Here is a 19,509-nt window from a genome sequence, read left to right on the forward strand (position 1 = left end):
TGGACAAGCATGCCGTTACAGGAACTCGGCCCGCTTCGCTGCCTCGGTCGAGTTGATGACCGGTATGACCTCGAACTCGACCAGGTCGCACCAGTTCGCGATCCAGGTGTCGATGAGGGAGCGGTCCTGACACTCCATGACCTGGTAGCAGGTCGTGAGCCCTTCATCGATCCAGCTTGCGATGTAGTGAAGGCCTTCGGGCGCGAGTCTCCCGCGTTCGTTGAATCTGCGGTAGACGTCTTGTATGCACCCGTCTCGGAAGCGCTCTATGACCATGTACTGCATGGATACTTCTCCTCGACGTACGGGTGTGAGTGCCGCGTGCTGAATCTGTATCGGACTCTCACTCGTCAAGGACATACGGTCGCAGCGAATCGCGAGTTCATGAAGCGAAGGGGGCGACCCTTCATAGACGGGATTCTTTTCGGGAGAACCTCGGGCGCCTTGCCCGAGCGTTATGCATGCTTCCGGAAGAGGTAGTGCGAGACCAGCCATTCGTTGCCCTGGTTGAGCCCCCAGAGTTCTGCGCACGCGAGAAAGAAAGCTCGCCAGCGTTGTGTCCAGGCCTGTGCATCCTTGCCGTATGTCTCACGCATCACGGTTTCGATCTCGTCGGCGTGGGCATCCATATTCGTGAGCCAAGCGTTCGCGGTTCTCTGGTAGTGGGTGCCGCAGACACGCCAGTGATCCTGCAGGACGAGGTCGTCCTGGAAGTGGTGGAGCAGGTGATCGGAGGGCATTGTGCCGCCCGTGAAGAAGTATCGCCCGATCCAGTCGTTGGTTCGCTCGAAGTGGTAGGCGATCTCTCGGTGCGTGAAGATGTGGACGAAGAGGCGTCCGTCGTCTTTGAGCATTCGGGAGAGGCCGGCGAGCAATGCCTGGTAGTTCTTCATGTGCTCGAACATCTCGATGGAGACGATCCGGTCGAAACGGCCGGCGAAGCGTGCTTCTTCGATGAACCGGTTGGCGTCTTGTGTGATGACATCCCAATCGGTGATGCCTCGCTCGTCTCTGCGGCGTTCGATGAACGCACGCTGGAGGGCTGAGTTCGAGACGCTGGAGACTCGGCAGTTGGGGAACTTCTCTTTGATGTATCCCGAGAGTGAGCCCCAGCCGCAGCCGAGATCGAGCACTTCCATGCCGTCTCTGATCTCGGCTCGCTCGCATGTGAGGGCGAGCATCGCTTCTTCGGCTTCCGCCAGTGTCCGGACGCCCTGAGTCCAGAGGCAGCCGCTGTACTTCAGGCGTGGTCCGAGCGCGAGTTCAAAGAATCGTGCGGGGACCTCGTAGTGCTGGATGTTTGCGGCATCTGTCTCGATCGCGACGGGGCTCGATCGCAGGTCGTTCACGAACGCTCTGAATCGCTGGTGGCGATCCTCGATGGTTCCGCGGCATTCGTGGCGGATACGCGCCCGGAGTCGTTGCCGGATCTGCCAGCGCAGGATCGGGTCGGGGATAAGGCCTCGGTTCAGGAGGGGTTCGTACCATGCCTGGGGAGCGTCGGGGAGCGAGCGGTCGGCAGTTACTCGCTGGACTGGTGGATTAATGCCGCCCGACCGGGGGTGCGGGCCACTGATGGTGCTCATGCCTGATCCTCGGAGTTTCGCTGTTGGGGGACCGATGTGTGAGAGAGGGCAGACGGCCTTGGGAACCAAGGGAAGAACGCGCTGGTCTCTTTCTGGTATGCGCGATAGTCATCGCCTCTGGAGCGAACGGACTGCGCCTCTGTGGGAGGGATGCCGGTGATGCGAGTCAGCAGAAGGTACATCGTGGCGACGGGCACGAGCGCGAGCCACCAGTGCGGCGACTCCGCTGCGACGAGTGCGTACGAGACCCACAGAAGCCACTCGAAGAAGTAGTTCGGGTGCCTTGAGTATTTCCAGAGCCCTGCGCGGCACGTCTTGCCCTTGTTTGCAGTGTGCTTCTTGAACTGCTTCAACTGCAGGTCGGCGAGTGATTCGCCCGCAACCGCGATGAGGTACAGCCCGAGCCCGGCAAGAGCAAGGGTGCCGAGTCCGTTGCGAGTGGTCGTCGCGGCTGCGATCGGGGCGAGGCAGAGCAGCGGCACACTGAGCGCCTGAAACTGGTAGAAGATGAGCATGAAGGGCTGGAAACGGTCGCCGAATCGCTCTCGGGCCATCTGGTACCGACCATCTTCGTGGCCGGTGAGGACCCGGTCGGTCAGGATGTGTGTGCCCAAGCGGAGGCCCCAGAGCCCGATCATCGTGGCGATGAGGAGACGGTGGTGAGTCGAGCCCTCTCCGGTCGCGGCGGCAAACACTGCTCCGAGCGCGACCGCGTATGACCAACCGACATCAACGATTCCGGCGTCGCCGGTCTTTCGTTGCGCCAGCCAAAGCAGCCCGAAGAGCAGGACCGATGCGACAAGCAGCCACACAACCTGTTCGAGAGGTGTCAGCGTCGGCATGGGGTCTCCTGATGTCGAATCGAGTGCCTCGGGGTGTGCGAAGACTCTTGAAGTCTGGACAGTAGAGGCGTTTCAGAGGAGCCGAACATGGGAGTGAAGGTGCTTGCGAGTGTCTGCTGTGTATTGATTGCCGCGATGATCGGGTTGATCGTTGTCTCATCGCTTGAGATGGGGTTGATCGCGGGCCTGCGTCTCGTCGCGGGTTCGTGGTGGGGAATCACGACACTCGCTGACCTCGGCGTGGGCCTGTTGTTCGTCATGGTGTGGTTGTGCCTGCTTGAGCGACGCGTCTGGGCACGGGTGATGTGGGTCGTGGCGGTCTGCATGCTCGGGAACCTGGCCACGCTTGTGTTTCTGCTGATTCGATGCCGCGATGCTCTGACTGTTCGCGAGGTGTTTCTGGGCAGGTGAGATGAATCAGGGGTGTTCGCAGGAGTTGATGCTCGGTCTGCCCAGTGGTTTGGCGAGCAGAAACTGGTAATCACCGCAGTGCCTGGCGCGGAACGCGCCCTCGCAGTATTCGAAGTAGTATCGCCACATTCTGATGAAGCGTTCGTCGAACCCGAGCGATCGGATCTCGTTCACGCGAGCATGGAACGCACGGTTCCATTCTCGGAGTGTCCGCACATAGTGCGGCGCCATGTCGTCCATGTGGATGAGTGAGAGGTCTGTGTTGTCTCGAACGGCTCGTGTGACAGCGGTGAGTCCGAGCAGGCATGAGCCGGGAAAGATTCGACGTTTGAGGAAGTCCACGGTGCGCCGCGCAGCGTCGTACCTCTGGTCTCTGATCCAGATGCCCTGGATCACGGCGAGCCCGTCGATTGTGAGCATACGCGAGATTGTCTGGAAGTAGCGGGGGAGGTATTCGTGGCCGACCGCTTCGATCATCTCAATCGACAGAATCTTGTTGAATGAGCCGCGTCCGTAGTCGCGTTCGAGGTCTCGGTAGTCGAGTCTGACCACGCTGACCCTGTTTTGAAGCCCGCGCTCTCGCACGCGGGCAGTCGCGAGCTGGAACTGCTGTTCCGAGATCGTCGTCGTGACAACACTGCATCCGAAGCGTTCGGCGGCGCGGATGGCGGCTCCTCCCCAACCGGTGCCGATTTCGAGCAGGCGATCGTTGGGCTTGAGGTCGAGCTTTGAGCAGCAACGATCGACCTTCGCGAGTTGGGCTTCTTCGAGCGACATCTCGGCGCGCTCGAAGTATGCCGCGGAGTAGAGCATGCTGGGATCGAGCCAGAGCGCGAAGAACTCGTTTGAGAGGTCGTAGTGGGCCCGGATGTTGCGGGTGCTTCCGGCCCGCGAGTTGCGTCGAACCGTGTTGAGCAGGCCGGCCAATCGCGCTGTCGTGCGAGAGAGCGCGGACTGAGTGGATTCCAGCGCGTCGCGGTTGATCAGAAGCAGCTCGAAGAGCCCGGCCAGATCATCGCACGTCCACTCTCCATCGATGTATGACTCCGCCGCACCGGCCGGCCCCTCGATCAGCACACGTTTGTAGAACACCGGATCCAGGATTCTGACTGAAACGTGAGGTCCCTTCTGGCGGTCACCTGCGACGGTCGAGTCTTCTCCGTCCTGCACCGTGAGTGAGCCATGTGTGATGCGTGAGAGCGTTGAGCGCACAATCCGCTGGCCTGCGCGTTCCAGTGGCGTTGGAGTCCGTCTCTTGATGTCACGCTCGCTCGCGGCGTGGAATGTTGTCATGAATTGGACTCCGAGGGCGTCTGAAGTGCTTTCGGGTGGATTCGAGTCGGGCATGCTGACCGGATTCACGAGCCACTGGGACGGTCGGTGGGTACATGTGTGTGGTTGCTGGCGATACGACGGCCGGGGTGTCGAAAGACCGGAACGCGACGTAACCAGAGACGGAGCGCGTGCAAGTGAATGGAGAGCGTCACGCGCGCGGTCATCAAAGGGAATCGCAGGAGCATGCCGTCGAGCGTCCAAGGACCGATCTCACGGCGATCGAGTCTCAGGGTCGCGTCAAAGACACGCCGATCGGGCGTTCCATGCGTGCCCATCCCTTGAACGCTCTCACCGTGTGTGGTCTCTCGCAGCGTCATGTGGATGCCGAGGCGAGAACCCTCGTGCGAGCATGGCATCGAGAATGCCCAGTCATAGGCGAGCCCCATGGGCATGAAGGGCGAAACGTGGAAGACCTTGTCGAACTTGAAGCGGAGAGGTCGCCGTCTCTCGCAGAGGGGCGGTGCGTTGGCAGCTCCGGCACGGGCGCGACAGTCGAGGACGTGTGCGTGACGCTGCTTCCAGGGTGTGTTGGTAATCTCGGCAACGATCGACGTGAGAGTCTCCGTTCCGGTCGTCTGGTTGTGTTCAAAGCAGTAGTAGAAGCTCACGGGATTGAAGGCGTAGCCGTACTGTCTCGCGTGTGTCAGCAGACGCACAGGGCCGTTCGGCCGGAAGCCGAGCGCGTCTTCGACCCGAGTCAGCACCTCTTGCTTGAGGTCCTTGGCGGCGTCGCCGAGGTAGTCGCTGCGCTTGAATCTGCCAAGGGCCAGGGCTCGTCTGCGTCGATCGGTTCCCCACAGCCGGCCTGTCGCCATGGTCTCCTCGATCTCGTCTAGATCGAGCCAGAGCATATAGAGGGGGAAAGTGAATGTGCGGACGAGCGGTGCAAACCGACGATGTCTCACGGTGCCGACGTAGATCGCACTCGATCGTCGGGACGGGGTAGGAAGTATGGGTGCTTGTGCGGCTTCTGGCAGCTTCTTCGCCGCAGCCGGTAGAACTGGAATGACGTTTGAACGCTGCATGGTGTTGTCATGATGCGATGCGGGACTAAAGCGAACTTGCGAGTTGAGGGGTCGCTTGGAAGGTGTTGCGAGAGGCCCGGATAGCGTCGGCGACGCGGGTGCCGCTCCGGACGCCGTCTTCGTGGAATCCGTTGAACCAGTATGCGCCGCAATAGTGCGTGTGAAGCACTCCCGAGATCTCGGCGTGGCGCTGCTGGGCTTTGATTGATGCGACGTCGAATGCCGGGTGCTCGAAGGTGTGGCGGTCGATGATCGTGGCGGGATCGACAGAGCCGTTGCTGTTCAATGTGACGCACGGGTGTCGGCGTGCTCCAAGACGCTGGAGGATCTCCATGTCGTAGGTCACCGCGACGCCCGGTGTGTTGCTATGGCGAGCGATGTAGTTCCACGCGCTCCACGCTCGGCGACACTTGGGCAGGAGTGATTGATCGGTGTGGAGGATCGCTTCATTCGGGCGGTACGGAAGAGAGCCGAGGATTTCGCGTTCGGCGGGTGTGGGATCCTCGAGCAAGCGGAGGGCCTGATCTGCGTGGCAGGCGAAGACGACCTCATCGAAGCTGTGTTCTTCGGTTGCGGTCCGGATACGGACGCCATCGCGAAGACGCACAACAGAATGGACGGGTGTGTGAAGTCGGATGCGGCTCTGGAATGGGGCTGTCAGGCGAGCGACGTAAGTGCGGCTGCCACCCACGATCGTTCGCCAAACAGGACGCTCTCGCACGGAGAGCATGCCGTGGTTTGAGAAGAATCGGACGAAGAAGCCAAGAGGGAGGCCGAGGATGTCGGCATCCGGCGTGGACCAGATCGCGGCGGCCATCGGGACGATGAGGTGGTCTCTGAACGGCGCGGGATAGCACTCGCGCTCAAGGAATGCGCCAAGCGTTGTCCATTCATCGCCTGATTCGATCGCGCGCGGGGCTTCGGTGGCGAAGCGACGGAAGCCGGCGATCATTCGCCAGAAGCGGGGGCGGAACAGGTTCGCGCGTTGGGCGATGATGGCGTTGAGAGAGCCGCCGCCGTATTCAAAGCGACGCGCATCGTCTCGAACACTGAATGACATGGTGGTCGGCTGCGACTCTACACCGAGCTCGTCGAGGAGCGCGGTAAAGAGCGGGTAGTTTCGTGTGTTGAAGACGATGAAGCCGGTATCGACGGGGATTCCCCGACCTTCGTGGTCGATGGTGAGTGTTCGGGTGTGCCCTCCGACGTGCCCTGCGGACTCGTAGATCGTGAGATCGTGCTCCTGATGGAGTCGATGGGCGACAACAAGGCCGGAGATGCCAGAGCCGATGATCGCGATCCTCACGACGCGGCCCCCTCACCCGTTCGGCGACGGGCGTTCATCGACTGACGGGCCTCGCGACGGAGTCGGCGCATGCGTATGGATTCTTCTCGTACTCGCGGGGCGTGAGAGTGGGCGTCTTCGTACACCTTTGCCGGAACGGGACGAAGATCCCAGACGAGGCCGCACGCCTGCATGGCGCGAAGGCCGTAGTACGTGGGGTCGATCTCCCACCAATAGAAGCCCTGACGGACGGTGCCGGGGTAGTGATGGTGGTTGTTGTGCCATCCTTCACCGAGCGTCAGGATGGAGAGGATGAAGCTGTTCCGGCTGTCGTCGGATGTAGCGAAGCGACGGCGTCCGATGGTGTGTGCGAGCGAGTTGATCGTGAACGTGCCGTGATAGAGGAGTGTTGTTGATACGCCGAAGCACCACACGAACATCTGCCATCCGGAGGTTCCGAGTGAAGGGGCCAATGATGCGAGGAGAGATCCTGCGGCGAAGGAGCCGAGAGCCAGGGTGACAGGTCCGAGCAGGTGCCATCGCTCGAGCCAGACGAGTTCGGGGACCTTTGCCCAGTCCGGGACCTGTTTCCAATCTGTCTTGATGCCGTCATCACTGAGGAACCAGCCCATGTGGGACCAGAGCAGGCCCCACAGGCCGGGCGAGTGGACGTCCGGGGGATGGTCGGAGTGGCGATGGTGATTGCGATGATGTGCCGCCCACCAGAGTGGGCCGCGCTGCGCTGTTGTTGTGCCGATGAAAGCGGCGATGAACTGGACGGCGCGGCTGGTCTTGAATGTGCGATGGGAGAAGTAGCGGTGGTAGAACGCCGTGATGATGAACATGCGACCGAAGAAGAGCGCAACGCAGGCGATCACAGCCGCCCAAGACCAGCCGACCCAGAGCAGCCCGATACAGACCAGGTGGATCGAGAGATAGGGGAAGACGTTTGCGGCACGGATTCGTCGGCCAGGGGCTTCGGCGTAGCGGGTGAGGTCCATGCTGTTGGTCTGCGAGACGGACCCCGGATCCATAGCGTCAGCCGCGGCATGAGCGTGATGGGGTAAGTCGGACACGCAAGGATCTCCGATACCTTTGGGCGGCTCCGGCCGCCGGCACGGGGCGTCACATTACACCAAGCTCGACGATGCCGCGTGGAGTTCGAGGTGTTTGATGAACTGGATTCGGATGTCACGCTGAAAACGTCCAGAATGGATGCGGGGCTGGGATCGCACTGTCTGTCGAGGTTATGGCAGGACAGAGGGATCGGGAAGACGGGAAGATCCAGCGTCGTGGACCGAGTTCGTCCCACGCACAAAGGTGTGTGGTGTCCACAATGTGTGTCGATTGTCCAATAAGATGATCGCCGACCCGCGACGGCGCACGCATTGGCCAGGGTTTCAGTGGGTCTGGGTAGCAATCGCGATCAGCTGCTTGCGGAGTTGCCTGGCCGAGAATCTTCGGGCGAGTTCAGGAGCGAACGGTTTCATGATCAGTGCGATCGGTCCGAATGATGCGAGCACCTCATCCACGGGTATGTCCATCGCGAGGACACCTCTGAGTAGCGTTCGATCTGCTGATGTGTCGATCGTGTATGTGAGGAGTATCGGTGACTCCGGCATCTTCTCGCTCCAGACGACATAGGCAACGGTTGTGTGTTCTTCTTGCCGGTCGAAGCGGGCGTGAAAGACCCCTCCACCAACGCCTTTGATTCTGAAGGTGTGCCCTTGGGCGGTGCCGGTGTTGTCTGAGTCGAGGGATCTTGCGTCTGTTGCTTCGCCACCGAGAAAGTGGGTCACGGCAGATGGATGGAGCAGCCGTTGCCAAAGCGGCAAGAGGTCGGCGCGAGACTCCACGGCATCGGCAAGATCGATCTCCATCGCTTCACGCAATAGTATGGGAATCAGTATTCAGTGGCGTGGACATCAAGCTCGAGGGGCATGGGGAACGTGGTGCTATCGTCAGACTCTCTCTCCCTGTGCGCGGAATGAGTTCACGCCGTATCGAGAGTCATCATGATGAAGGTCCGGTGCCGCGGGCGTTGCTACTGGGCTGGCAGCAGCAGTACCGCACCCTCGGCAACCCCCATGGCGTCGATGTGGCCGGTGACCAACCCGTCCGGCGTATCCGTGAGAGCGTGGGCGTGAACTGCGGTGCCGTGGTGCGTCAGCACCCCCTCGGCACCGCGGGCGAAGATACCGACGACGCGTGCATGCACCGGCATCGCGAAGTTGCTCTTCCAGGGCTGGAGGGCTGCGTCCGCTTCACCGCCGCCATGCGGGCAGAAGCCGTTGATGATGTGCATATCGAGCGCGGCGAAATCGCCTTTGATGCGAAAGGGGAAGGGCTTTGCGGTGTCGATGCCCCTCTGGCGTGCTGCTTGCTCGATGGCGGCATCGAGAGCCTCTCCGGCAAGGGGCTGGGTCAGGGGGACCGTGTACCAGCGTTCGACGCTGAATCCGGCGAGCAGCGTCGCGTGGTCGCCCGGCCCGGGAGCGGGGCCGGAAGTGACCGGCTGGCCGTTGACGACTTGGGAGACCCACACCTCGCCGTCGGCGATCGTGATCTCCCCGGCCAGCCCCGCCATCGCACCAACCGCGAACAGGTGGGGCTGAGCAATCGCATCGGCGAGACGGATGCGCGGTTCGGTCTTGCCCTCGCGCATGACAGGCCTCATCGCTCCGGATTTCACGGCCATCGGGATGTGCGAGGCATCCGCGGCGGTGCTGGCAGTAGTCCGGAAGGGTCCGGAATAGCTCAAGCCGCCAACGGCGATGAAGCCAACTACGGAGAGTCGGACAACGAGGGACGGCCTAATCATGCTCAGACAATAGGGTAGTGGGATCGAAGTCCGCGGTGGTACCACGATTCCTGCTGATGAGTGGCTCTTGATGGTCCCTCTCCAGGAAAACGAACAACCCCCGAGTCTTGCGACCCGGGGGTTATGCGAATAGCGGGGGTAGGATTTTGCTGCGCTCGCTTTGCTCGCTCCGCAGCACCTTCGGCGCGAACCTCCGACTTCGTCCGCTTCGCGTCCGAGTCGTAGGTCAGGTCCAATCCCCATTGAACAAAGAGCCGACCACAAGGGTCGGCTTCTTGTTCAAATAGCGGGGGTAGGATTTGAACCTACGACCTCCGGGTTATGAGCCCGACGAGCTACCAGGCTGCTCTACCCCGCAATCGTGGGGCGATGTTAGGGACCCATGGGCGGATGGTCAATGCACGGAAGCGAAGTGGGTCGGAAATTGGCGTTTCCTCAGCAGGAAAGTGGCGGTTGTGTGCCGCGGCGCGGAGGCGCTTGGGTGGGGCGTGGGCGTTGGGCGCGGGGCGTGGATTGGATCACGCGAAGAGCTCGTGGATGACGCGGCCGTGGACGTCGGTCAGGCGGAAGTCGCGTCCCTGGAATCGGTACGTGAGCTTCTCGTGGTTGAGGCCGAGCGCGTGCAGCATGGTGGCCTGAAGGTCGTGGATGTGGACGGGGTCGCGAGTGATGCGGTAGCCGAGTTCATCGGTCTCACCGTGGACATAACCGCGTTTGAGTCCGGCACCGGCCATCCAGATGGTGAAGCAGTGGGGGTGGTGGTCGCGTCCCAGGAACTTTGAGCCGGCGCGTTCTTCGTTCATGGCGGTGCGGCCGAACTCGCCGGACCATACGACCAGCGTGTCCTCGAGCATGCCGCGTTGCTTGAGGTCGAGCACGAGGGCGGCGGCTGCCTGATCGGTCTGTCGGCACTTGATCGGCAGTTGGGTGATGATGTCGTCGCCGGGGTGTGTGCCGTGGACATCCCAGCCGTGGTCGAAGAGTTGGACGTAGCGGACGCCCCGTTCGAGCATGCGTCGGGCGAGGACGCAGTTTCGAGCGAAGCTGGGAGCCGCGGGATCGGCTCCGTACATGCTGAGGATGTGGCTTGGTTCTGCTGAGATGTCCATCACTTCGGGGACGGAGACCTGCATGCGGAAGGCGAGTTCGTACTGCTCGACGCGGCTGAGTGTCTCTGGGTCGTTGTGCGATGCGTGGCGTGTTCGATTCAGGTGGCCGAGAAGGTCGAGTGCCTCGCGGCGGGTGGGGCGGTCAACGCCCTTCGGGTTGTTGACGTAGAGGATCGGCTCGCCTTCGGAGCGGCACTGGCATCCCTGATAGACGGACGGGAGGAAACCGCTCCCCCAGACAGACTTGCCTGAGGAGGGATTTGAGCCGCCCGAGAGGAGGACGACGAAGCCGGGGAGATTCTGATTCTCAGAGCCGAGTCCGTAGACGGCCCATGAGCCGATGGATGGCCTGCCGAGGCGTGGTGAGCCGGTGTAGAGAAAGAGTTCCGCTGGTGCATGGTTGAACTGATCGGTGTGCATCGATCGGATCAGCGTGACTTCGTCGGCGATGGATGCGAAACTGGGGAGGAGTTGGGAGCACCACATGCCGGACTGGCCGACTCTTGCGAAGCGATAGGGCGATCCGAGGATCTTCGGATGGCCCTTGATGAAGGCGAAGCGTTCTTTCTCGAGAAGCGAATCGGGGCAGAGCTGGCCGTCGAGTTCGTTGAGGCGCGGCTTGTAGTCGAAGAGATCCTGCTGGGGCGGGGAGCCGGACATGTGCATGTAGATGACGCGCTTTGCCTTCGGCGCGAAGTGGGGGATGCGTGAGGTGAAGAGGTCTGCCGGCAACGGCTCTGGCGAGACGGTCGAGGCGTTCGCGCGAGATGTGTTGCCGAGGAGCGATGCGAGCGCGATGAGGCCGACGCCGTTCTTGAGTTCGCCGAAGAAATGGCGGCGTGTGACGTCGCGTGCTTCGGAGAGTCGGGACGGAGTAAGGTGAGGGTCTCGGGGCGGGTTTGAGGGGTTGGATGGCACGCGGTGTCACTCTTTGGTGAGGGCTTCGTCGAGGTTGAGGATGACGGACGCGAGAACGCTCCACGAGGCGGCTTCGGATGGTGGAATAGCCGGGTCGAGCGGGCCAAGCGGTTCGGTCGCGGCGGCGAGTGCGTCATCGGGGCTGTCGGCGTAGCGAGTGCGGAGGAAGGCGAGAGAATGGAGCATGGCTGCGAGTTCATCGGCTGTGGGTGGGCGACAGAGGACTCGCTGCATGATGAAGGCGGCGCGTGAGGCATCGTCCACGTGGGCGCGGATGGCGAGGCGAGCGAGGCCCTGCGACGCTTCCACAAACTGTGGGTCGTTGAGGGTCACCATGGCCTGGAGCGGCGTGTTGGTGCGGATGCGTCTTGAGATGCAGACCTCACGGCTCGGGGCGTCGAACGTGGTCATGGCCGGGTGCGGGACGGTGCGTCGGATGAAGGTGTAGAGACTGCGTCTGTGGGCATCTTCGCCGGTGCTCTGGTTCCATCGATCGCCGCTGTAGATCATGATCCAGAGCCCATCGGGTTGATAAGGAAAGACTGAGGGGCCATACATCTTCGAGGAGAGCAGTCCAGAGGCGGCGAGCACCTGATCGCGGATGGTTTCCGCGTCGAGTCGCAGGCGAGGCCCGCGGGCGAGCCGCAGGTTCGCGGGATCGTCTGCGTATGAACCTTGTGATGAGGCAGAGGATTGTCGGTATGTAGACGACGTGACAAGCTCTCGGAGGAGGCGTTTGAAGTCCCACGGATGCGGTGAGGTGGCGTCGGAGTAGGTGCCGTCGCGGAAGGCGATCGCGAGTGAGTCGAGGAGTTCGGAGTGAGTGGGCCACGCGCCCTGTGTGCCGAAGTCTTCCAGTGTCGTGACGAGCCCCTCGCCCCAGAGCTGCTCCCAGACGCGGTTGACAATGACGCGAGCGGTAAGCGGATTGTCCGGGTCGAAGAGCCACGCGGCGAGTTCGTGGCGGTTTGTTGGATTCGACTCGCTCACACCCGCGAGCATCGCCGGAATGCCGGGTTGGACAGCTTCCTGCGGCGCGAGATGGCTTCCACCGGAAAGGCGGTGTGTCGTGCGGCGCTGATCTCCCTGGAGTTCTCGCATGATGGGGATCTTGATCACGGCATTCTGGAGGTCGCCGAGCTGCTTTCGCTGCTCCGCGAGCTGTGGCTCAAGGTCCTTTGCGAGTGCCGGCTCGGTTTCGGCCGCGGCTTGGAGGCGTGCGATCTCCGCGTTGAGCGCGTCGATCTTGCTGCGTTGCTCATCGCTGGGGAGGGGCAGGACGGGCGACTCGACGGGATACCGGTCCGCATCTTCGGTGTTGTTGAAGATGGCGGCGAAGGCAAAGTAGTCGGTGTGTGTGATCGGGTCGTACTTATGGGTATGGCACTGGGCGCAGCCCATGGTGAGCCCCTGCCAGATCTCCATCGTGGTGTTGACACGGTCAATGACGGCTGCGGTGCGGTACTCTTCGTCGTCGGTGCCACCCTCGTCGTTTGTCATGGTGTTGCGATGGAACGCTGTTGCAACGAGATCGTCGGTTGTCGGTTCGGCTTGGAGATCTCCGGCGAGTTGGAGGAGGGAGAAGCGGTCGAAGGGGATGCCGTCGTTCAGAGCGCGGATGACCCAGTCCCGATAGGGCCACATGGTGCGGCGGTCGTCTTTCTCGTAGCCCTTGGTGTCGGCGTAGCGTGCGAGATCGAGCCACCAGCGGGCCCATTTCTCGCCAAAGCGAGGGGAGGCGAGGAGTCGGTCAACAACGCGTTCGTAGGCGTCCGGCGACGCGTCGTTGACGAAAGCGTCCGTCTCTTCGGGCGTGGGTGGGAGCCCGATGAGGTCGAGTGAGACGCGACGGATCAGCGTGCGGCGATCTGCCTCGGGGGAGGGTTCGAGTCCTGCGTCCGTGAGCGAGGCGAGGACCCAGTTGTCGAGCGGACGGCGCGGCCACGCGGGGTTCGACGGGGGAGGCGGATCTGATCGGACTGGCGGCACAAAGGACCAGTGCTCGCTCCATGTGACGCCCTCAGAGATCCACCTGCGGAGGACTGCGATCTGCGGATCGGAGAGCCCGTGTGTGGAGACTTCGGGCGGCGGCATTCGCTCAGATTCGTCGGATGTCTCGATCCGTCGGATAAGGAGACTCGCGTCGGGGTTCCCTGCTCGTATGGCTTCGAGCGCGCCATCGCGTGTGTCGAGCCGGAGCCCCGCCTGGCGAGTCTGTTCGTCTGGTCCGTGGCACTTGAAGCAGTTGTTCGAGAGGATGGGACGGACATCGCGACTGAAGAGAAGCGGGCTTGATGGGACTTGAAGAGCCGGCTCTTCCGAGTGTGCGCCGTGAGTGATGGGGCATGTGATCAGGAGAGCGACGACAGGGAGAGCGAGTCGTCGTATGGCTCGGGCGAGGGTGCGGACGGTGTCGAGCATGCCAAGTAGTGTAACGAATGGGTGCTTTTCAACCAATCCCGGTGTGAGCCGGCGCCATGCGGCCTTTGGCGTTCACTGGTATTCTGAAAGGATGATCAAACGACGCGAGTTCATTCGGGCGACGGTCGGATTGGCGGCGGCGGGGGCAGGTTCAGCCCTGTTCGCTCCTTCGGTTCGGGCGTCGGACAAGGCAGGATTGCGACACCCGGTTCTTGGGAATCCGCTCGGCGACGGGGCACACTCCTACGAGTGTGTGCACGATTGGCTGATGCCGCCCAAGGAGTTGCTGTGGGGCGACACGCATGGTCTTGCGCAGGATGCTGCTGGGAGGATCTATGTAGCGCACACGGTGAATGCGGAGAGCCAGCGGGCGCAGGCAGTAGCGGTGTTCTCGCCTGAGGGCGAGTTCCTGGATGCGTGGGGGGATGAGTTCAGGGGCGGTGCGCACGGGCTGGATGTGCGTGAGGAGGGTGGAGCTGAGTACTTGTATCACTGCGACACAGCGCGGCGGCTGGTCGTGAAGACGGACCTGATGGGGGAGGTGGTATGGCAGGCGGATTGCCCGATGGAGTCGGGGAAGTATGAGTCGCGGGAGAAGTGGTGCCCGACGAACGTGGCGTTCCTCCCCGGCGGAGACTTGTTGGTCGGCGACGGGTACGGCGCGTCGTATGTGCACAGGTACTCAGCAGATGGAAAGTACATCTCGACGCCGATCGGGCCCGGAAAGGAGCCCGGGCAGGTGCTGTGCCCGCATGGGCTGTGGGTGGACGATCGGATTGTGACGCGTGGGCAGGGACCGACGCTGCTGGTGGCGGATCGCTCGAATCGCAGGATTCAGCGGTTCACGCTGGATGGTGAGCACCTTGAGTTTGTGACAGATGGGATCCGTATGCCGTGTCACTTCAAGACGCGGGGCGAGTTGCTGCTGGTGCCGGATCTTGAGAGCGTGGTGACGCTCGTTGGGATAGATGGGAAGCCGGTGGTGCACCTGGGCGATGGGCACCCGTCGGGGTTGCGTGGGAAGCCACGCGAGCAGTTTGTCGATGGGAAGTTCATCCATCCGCACACAGCGATTTTCCTGCAGAACGGGGACATCCTGGTTGCGGAATGGGTCCCGAACGGGCGTGTGACGTTGCTACGACGTGTGGGATAAAGGATCTCGACGAGGGAGCACGGAATGAAGGCACGGATGGATGCTCGTTTGCTCGGGATGGTGGGCGTGACGACGCTGATCATCGCTGGGATCGCCGCGGCACAGAGTGCCGCAACGGGAGCGGGTGCCGGTCCTCGCACGATTGATACGCTGCTTCGGATCGGCGGTCGTATGCATCCGATGCTGGTTCACTTCCCGATTGCGATGGTGCTGGTAGCTGCTGGAATCGAGACGGGGCGAGCGATCCTGAGGCGGCCGACACCGGCGCGAACATCGATCAACATGCTGGGGATTGGCGTGCTCACGGCTGCTGCGGCTATAGCGAGCGGATGGCTCAATGGTGATTTTGAGAACCATGCCAGCAACGCAGAGACGCTGGAGTTGCATCGATGGGTGGGTATCGGGGGCGGAGCGGGTGCGCTGCTCGCGTTTGTGGTTGGACTGGGTGCTTCCAAATCGAGGCGTGCGCTCGTGGTGTTTCGGGTCCTCCTCTTGGCGGCTGCTGGAGCGATCGGATTTACAGGGCATCTCGGCGGGAGCATGGTGTACGGAGAGGGGTACTTGCTCGCGCCGCTGAAGATGGGTGCTGAGCCCCTGAGGAGCGAGCCAATCAGAGATGAGGATCCGCGTGCGCCACGGGAAGGGAGTGCGGTCGGGGCAGGGATTGCGGGCCCGGTGTCGTTCGACCGAGACGTGCTTCCGATCTTTGAGGCGCGATGTGTTGAATGTCACGGTCCTTCGCGTGCTCGCGCTTCGCTTCGACTTGATTCACTTGAGAGGGCAATGGACGCGGAGCCGTGGGTGCTGAGCATCGCCGAGCCAGAGCGGAGCGACCTGATCGCCAGGGTGAAGATGAGCCAGAGCGAGGACGGCGCGATGCCCCCGAAGGGTGAGCGACTGGCTGCGCGTGAGATTGCGTTGATCGAGGCGTGGATCGTCTCTCTCGCTCGGGAAAGGAACAACGAAGGGGCGCGGGTCGATGATGTACTTCCAACACTGGGCTCGAGCGAACGTGGAGGGGGTTCGGAGCCCTTCGTGGACAGCCCTCTATCCCTAGATGATCCGGGCGCACAGGCGTGGTCAGCAGAGCAGATCACGGTGTTGCGATCTCTGCGGTCTCGCGGAGCAAGGATCGAACCCGTCTCGGCTGAGTCGGATCTTCTCGACGCGAATCTGTCGTTGATGTCGCCAGCGTGCGATGGCGACGCGCTCGCGATGCTCAGTCCGATCCTCCCTCGTATTCAGCGTTTGGATCTTTCGGGTTCGGCTCTGACAAGCGGAGATCTTGCCGCGATCGCTGGCGCCGAATCGCTGCGTTCGCTCACTCTCAACCGAACGGGGATAGACGACTCAGTGGCCGGGTTGCTCGCTTCATTGCCAATGCTCGAGACCTTGGTTGTGACAGGCACGCAATTTGGGGACTCAGGTCTGCGTGCGCTGTCGGTTTCGGCAACACTCCGCAGGGTGTATGCCGCGGACTCACGCGTGACAGCTGCGGGGGTGTCTTCGGTGTCAGAGGCGTTTGAGGTGACGCTTGGCGTACCGGATAGAGGCATCATGGTGTATCTCGTGCGTCACGCCGAGAAGGAGTCGGAGGGTGCGGACCCCGGATTGACGGAGGCGGGACTTGCGCGGGCGGGGGCATTGGCAGTGGCATTGCTCGGAGAGCCGATCGATGCGGTGTATGTCACGCAGTTTACTCGGACGCAGCTCACGGCAAAGCCGCTTGCGGATCGGGCGGGCGTGCGACAGACGGTCATCGAAGCAGGCCGCGACATCGCGGCGCACGCCTCCGAAGTTGCGGCGGCGGTGCGTCGCGGCACGCGAGGGCGCGCGGTCTTGATTGCCGGGCATAGCAACACGATCCCTGAGATCGTGCGGGCTCTGGGCGTGAACGATGCCATCGTGATCGACGACAGCCAGTACGGTGATCTGTTTGTCGTGGAACTCCGGCCGGATGGGGCGAGATTGGTCGATCGGCGCCGTTTCGGGGCCTGAGAGGGCGTGCTGGCGGCGTGTGGGCTTTGAATGTGCAGGGTGATGGGGCGGACCGACGATACCAAACGGATGCCCGAAACGACTCCTGTTGTCGATGTACCGAAGAGCCAGAACTCTGGTGCTGGCGCGAGCGTCCAGAGCGGCTCGGTGACGCGCGCTCAAATCGTCGCGATCGGACAATCCGATCGGCCGTGGGAGTTTGTCGGACTGGCGCACCGAGCGCTGGCGGCGCACCCATCGGATGCCGGAGTTCGTTTTCTCCTGGCGGCGAACTACGCGAAACTCGGGCTTCGGACCGCGGCGTCCGAGCAGATCGCACAACTGCCATCCGAAGTCGCCAGCGACCCGGTGGTGATGTCGGTACGGACGGCGATTGAGCGGCTGGCGGATGATCGTGTCGGCGTGGATGAGCGTGAAGCGATGCTGCGGGCGAACCTCTCCGCCTGCGAGTTGCGAGGATTGGACCTCTCTCACGCTCCGGTCGAACTCGTCCGGTTGTGGCGTGGGACGACCACCGGACGTGAGTGCTTTCGCACGCTAAGCGGCGCGGTGCTGGTGCGATGGTGCGATCCCGCGGAACGGGCGGCGGGGAGCGGCGGGTGGGTGCGATTTGTCAATGAGGTGCCTCCGGCGCGATCCCAGAGCACAAGGTCAGAGGGAGACCCCGTGGTTTCCGCGTGGCCTCGGCCCGTCACGATCGAGGGGTTCAATCCGTGGGTTCTGCGGCATGTGGCTGATGGGCTTGCGTGTCTGGACTCGGGGTATTGGGCGCGGATCAACGTGATTGAGCCGGACCTTGGCGCGCTGTTGCACGGGCTTTCGGTGTGTGATGTGCGAGAGGTTCTGGGCCAAGCACGCGTGCATCTGTTCGTTGGTGAGGATGCGGTGGTGCGGTTCCGAGCGGATCTGGAGGCACGGAACGCGACGCAGATTCAGGGGCCGGTGATCGTGTGCCGCGGGTGCGGCGCGGGAGGATCGCCGGTTGTTGAGAGTGTGGTCCGAGATGCCGTTGTCGCGCAGAAAGCGGAGGAGACGCGGCTCGTCGGCGAGTTTGACCGTGATGCCTCGGCGCGGACGCCGGCTGTGTGGCGAGAGCGTTATGCGTCGGCGCTTGGAGGAACTGGCACACCTCTCCGGCTTCTCGTGGCGACGTGCAGGTACACGACCTTTGTCAAGCATTCTGCCCTCGACATTGCTGAGGCGATGAGGGATGCGGGACACGAGGCGGAGATTCTGATCGAGCCGGATGAGTCATCGCTGCTCTCGACAGTTGGCTATCTGCGGAAGATCCGCGAGTATGCGCCCGACATGGTGCTGGTCATCAACCGCACGCGTGCGAACCTCAAGGGGATGATCCCCGCTGGGATCCCGATGGTGTGCTGGGTCCAGGACGCGATGGCGGAGATCTACGACGATCAGGTGGGCGGGGCACAGGGCGAGATGGACTTTCTTGTCGGGCACACGAACCACGACCTGTTTGCCAAGTTCGGGTATCCGCGAGAGCGGAGTCTGATGCTTCCGGTGGTGGCATCGGAGAGGAAGTTCCGCACTGAGCCGGCTGACACTTCGGCGAGAGAGGCGTTTGCTTGTGACGTGGCGTATGTGAGCCACCACAGCGAGACGCCGGAGCGGTTGCACGAGCGGGTATCGGCGATGGCAGGGGATATTGCGGTGGCGGCGACGCTTGAGGCGTTGCAGCCACGGGTGCGCGAGGCGGCGGCGAGGGCGGCTGAGATTCCACTGCAAGCGACGCTGCGGAAGATTACAGAAGATGCTGCTCGCCATGTGATCGGAAGGGACGCGGATCCGCGCGTGCTGACACGGATATGCAATCAGTACACGCTGCCGCTTGCGGACCGATTGCTCCGCCATGAGACCCTGCGGTGGGCCGCGGCGATCTGTGAGCGCAGGGGTTGGCAACTGAAGATACACGGGCGAGGGTGGGATGGGCACGGGGCGTTCGCGAGGTACGCGGGACGCCCGATCGAGCACGGAGATGAGTTACGGGCGTCGTATCAGTCGGCGGGCGCGCACCTGCACGTTTCGGTTCACTGGCCGTTCCATCAGCGGGTGATGGAGTGCGCGTTGTCAGGCGGTATGCCATTGTGCCGCGCGAAGTGGGACGACTTTGCGATGCTGCACGGGTTCACGGCGATGCGTCTGGCGGACGGGGGCGTGGCACACGCGTGCCGCGTGGGCGAGCCACGGATGCATCTGTACGCTGTGGCGGATCATCCTGAGGCGATGCGGATGGCGGGGCTGTGGCAGCGGATGGGTGATGAGCGGGGCAGCAGGCCGAATATCCCGACGACGGAGGCGTTGCTGGGGGCGGCGCGGCTGGCGTGGGAGCAGATGCCATTGGAGCCGGATGTCGCGTGGATGCTTGGTGATCCAAGCGAGACGATGTACAGGAACGAGATGGAGTTGGAGGGGGCTCTCGAACGGTCGATCACGCGGCCGCGTTGGCGCGAGAGCGCGTCGGCTGGGATCGCGGGGCGTGTGCGGAAGCAGTTCACGTATCGCGTGGCGATTGAGAGAATCGTGAATCTGGTGAGCGGATCTCTCGGTGTGTGTGCGCGTGAACCCTGAGTCGGTGGTGTCTTGC

The 19,509-nt window shown here is 62.6% G+C and carries 15 protein-coding genes and 1 tRNA gene; 4 read left to right on the forward strand and 12 right to left on the reverse strand.

Features of this window, described 5'->3' with window-relative positions:
• Positions 1 to 15: 15 nt before the first annotated feature.
• The 3 genes from KF838_01815 to KF838_01825 form a co-directional block, all read right to left on the reverse strand.
• Positions 16 to 285, reverse strand: coding sequence for a DUF3303 family protein (locus KF838_01815; GenBank protein ID QYK48601.1), 270 nt, complete (start codon positions 283 to 285; stop codon positions 16 to 18).
• A 170-nt stretch (positions 286 to 455) separates the two neighbouring features.
• Complete coding sequence (locus tag KF838_01820) at positions 456 to 1,586, reverse strand: class I SAM-dependent methyltransferase (GenBank protein QYK48602.1); 1,131 nt, start codon at positions 1,584 to 1,586, stop codon at positions 456 to 458.
• A complete protein-coding gene (locus KF838_01825) occupies positions 1,583 to 2,428 on the reverse strand; it encodes a DUF1295 domain-containing protein (protein ID QYK48603.1) in 846 nt (281 codons plus the stop codon). The genes KF838_01820 and KF838_01825 overlap by 4 nt, the downstream gene beginning before the upstream one ends.
• Positions 2,429 to 2,515: 87 nt before the next feature.
• Between KF838_01825 and KF838_01830 the strand changes: the two genes are divergently transcribed.
• Positions 2,516 to 2,839, forward strand: coding sequence for a hypothetical protein (locus KF838_01830; GenBank protein ID QYK48604.1), 324 nt, complete (start codon positions 2,516 to 2,518; stop codon positions 2,837 to 2,839).
• 6 nt (positions 2,840 to 2,845) lie between these two features.
• Here KF838_01830 and KF838_01835 read toward each other — a convergent pair whose 3' ends face one another.
• From KF838_01835 to KF838_01875, 9 genes are all read right to left on the reverse strand, one after another.
• Positions 2,846 to 4,132, reverse strand: a complete 1,287-nt coding sequence (locus tag KF838_01835) for a class I SAM-dependent methyltransferase (protein QYK48605.1) — start codon at positions 4,130 to 4,132, stop codon at positions 2,846 to 2,848.
• Positions 4,133 to 4,197: 65 nt separating this feature from the next.
• Positions 4,198 to 5,079 carry a DUF1365 domain-containing protein gene (locus KF838_01840; protein QYK48606.1) on the reverse strand — a complete coding sequence of 294 codons (882 nt, stop codon included), beginning with the start codon at positions 5,077 to 5,079 and terminating at the stop codon, positions 4,198 to 4,200.
• Positions 5,080 to 5,224: 145 nt separating this feature from the next.
• A complete protein-coding gene (locus KF838_01845; GenBank protein QYK48607.1) occupies positions 5,225 to 6,505 on the reverse strand; it encodes an FAD-dependent oxidoreductase in 1,281 nt (426 codons plus the stop codon).
• Complete coding sequence (locus tag KF838_01850; protein ID QYK48608.1) at positions 6,502 to 7,560, reverse strand: acyl-CoA desaturase; 1,059 nt, start codon at positions 7,558 to 7,560, stop codon at positions 6,502 to 6,504. The genes KF838_01845 and KF838_01850 overlap by 4 nt, the downstream gene beginning before the upstream one ends.
• Before the next feature lie 324 nt (positions 7,561 to 7,884).
• Complete coding sequence (locus KF838_01855) at positions 7,885 to 8,364, reverse strand: hypothetical protein (GenBank protein QYK48609.1); 480 nt, start codon at positions 8,362 to 8,364, stop codon at positions 7,885 to 7,887.
• Positions 8,365 to 8,528: 164 nt separating this feature from the next.
• Entirely contained in the window at positions 8,529 to 9,305 is a 777-nt protein-coding gene (locus tag KF838_01860; GenBank protein QYK48610.1) for a hypothetical protein, read from the reverse strand.
• A 284-nt stretch (positions 9,306 to 9,589) separates the two neighbouring features.
• A tRNA-Met gene (locus KF838_01865) sits at positions 9,590 to 9,663 on the reverse strand.
• Between the two features lie 160 nt (positions 9,664 to 9,823).
• Positions 9,824 to 11,332 carry a DUF1501 domain-containing protein gene (locus KF838_01870; GenBank protein ID QYK48611.1) on the reverse strand — a complete coding sequence of 503 codons (1,509 nt, stop codon included), beginning with the start codon at positions 11,330 to 11,332 and terminating at the stop codon, positions 9,824 to 9,826.
• Positions 11,333 to 11,338: 6 nt separating this feature from the next.
• Complete coding sequence (locus KF838_01875) at positions 11,339 to 13,753, reverse strand: PSD1 domain-containing protein (protein ID QYK48612.1); 2,415 nt, start codon at positions 13,751 to 13,753, stop codon at positions 11,339 to 11,341.
• A 91-nt stretch (positions 13,754 to 13,844) separates the two neighbouring features.
• On the opposite strand from KF838_01875, the gene KF838_01880 reads away from it, so the two are divergent.
• The 3 genes from KF838_01880 to KF838_01890 all read left to right on the forward strand — a co-directional run bounded on the left by KF838_01880 (position 13,845) and on the right by KF838_01890 (position 19,493).
• A complete protein-coding gene (locus KF838_01880; GenBank protein ID QYK48613.1) occupies positions 13,845 to 14,906 on the forward strand; it encodes a hypothetical protein in 1,062 nt (353 codons plus the stop codon).
• Between the two features lie 24 nt (positions 14,907 to 14,930).
• Positions 14,931 to 16,904, forward strand: a complete 1,974-nt coding sequence (locus tag KF838_01885; GenBank protein QYK48614.1) for a histidine phosphatase family protein — start codon at positions 14,931 to 14,933, stop codon at positions 16,902 to 16,904.
• Between the two features lie 69 nt (positions 16,905 to 16,973).
• Positions 16,974 to 19,493 (forward strand): hypothetical protein, encoded by a 2,520-nt coding sequence (locus KF838_01890; GenBank protein QYK48615.1) that lies wholly within the window; start codon positions 16,974 to 16,976, stop codon positions 19,491 to 19,493.
• Positions 19,494 to 19,509: the final 16 nt, after the last annotated feature.

The sequence above is a fragment of the Phycisphaeraceae bacterium genome, from assembly GCA_019454185.1.
Classification (GTDB): domain Bacteria; phylum Planctomycetota; class Phycisphaerae; order Phycisphaerales; family UBA1924; genus JAHBWV01.

Bases quoted from the DNA above. Each gene is read 5' to 3' on its own strand.
- KF838_01875 (QYK48612.1), bottom strand. From the start codon at position 13,753: ATGCTCGACACCGTCCGCACCCTCGCCCGAGCCATACGACGACTCGCT.
- KF838_01860 (QYK48610.1), bottom strand. From the start codon at position 9,305: ATGATTAGGCCGTCCCTCGTTGTCCGACTCTCCGTAGTTGGCTTCATC.
- KF838_01885 (QYK48614.1), top strand. From the start codon at position 14,931: ATGAAGGCACGGATGGATGCTCGTTTGCTCGGGATGGTGGGCGTGACG.
- KF838_01835 (QYK48605.1), bottom strand. From the start codon at position 4,132: ATGACAACATTCCACGCCGCGAGCGAGCGTGACATCAAGAGACGGACT.
- KF838_01815 (QYK48601.1), bottom strand. From the start codon at position 285: ATGCAGTACATGGTCATAGAGCGCTTCCGAGACGGGTGCATACAAGAC.
- KF838_01880 (QYK48613.1), top strand. From the start codon at position 13,845: ATGATCAAACGACGCGAGTTCATTCGGGCGACGGTCGGATTGGCGGCG.
- KF838_01820 (QYK48602.1), bottom strand. From the start codon at position 1,586: ATGAGCACCATCAGTGGCCCGCACCCCCGGTCGGGCGGCATTAATCCA.
- KF838_01855 (QYK48609.1), bottom strand. From the start codon at position 8,364: ATGGAGATCGATCTTGCCGATGCCGTGGAGTCTCGCGCCGACCTCTTG.
- KF838_01830 (QYK48604.1), top strand. From the start codon at position 2,516: ATGGGAGTGAAGGTGCTTGCGAGTGTCTGCTGTGTATTGATTGCCGCG.
- KF838_01825 (QYK48603.1), bottom strand. From the start codon at position 2,428: ATGCCGACGCTGACACCTCTCGAACAGGTTGTGTGGCTGCTTGTCGCA.
- KF838_01890 (QYK48615.1), top strand. From the start codon at position 16,974: ATGCCCGAAACGACTCCTGTTGTCGATGTACCGAAGAGCCAGAACTCT.